Here is a 267-nt window from a genome sequence, read left to right as displayed (position 1 = left end):
ACTATAGGATGTTCTATCGCTATCGAAAGCAGAAGGGCAATGAGCTGGAAGAATGGGTTGTAGTGGTCATCCATCCCTCTGTACTTTGGGAGTTGCCGTGTGCATTCTGTACAACGAATGCGGCATCAAATCGAGTTTCAAATGTCCCTATCGATCAGCGGACTGGATTAGATGCGTTTCAGGCGATGTATGACGATTTTGACGATATAGTCCGTGCGGACCTACGATTGATGGACTACCTCCCGACCAATCCACAGGCCGAAGTAT

Annotated in this window: 1 protein-coding gene; it reads left to right on the top strand. The window is 47.9% G+C overall.

Translation table 11 applies throughout. The features are described from left to right. Nucleotides 1-8: 8 nt before the first annotated feature. On the top strand, nt 9-267 hold a 259-nt coding region (locus ACZ2V4_RS11815; protein ID WP_490514965.1), incomplete at its 3' end, for a DarT ssDNA thymidine ADP-ribosyltransferase family protein.

Source organism: Macrococcus sp. CoH-51_TC_04 (genome assembly GCF_058188655.1).
Note: the sequence above shows the minus strand (reverse complement) of the source record. Positions and strands in the feature narration are given on the sequence as shown.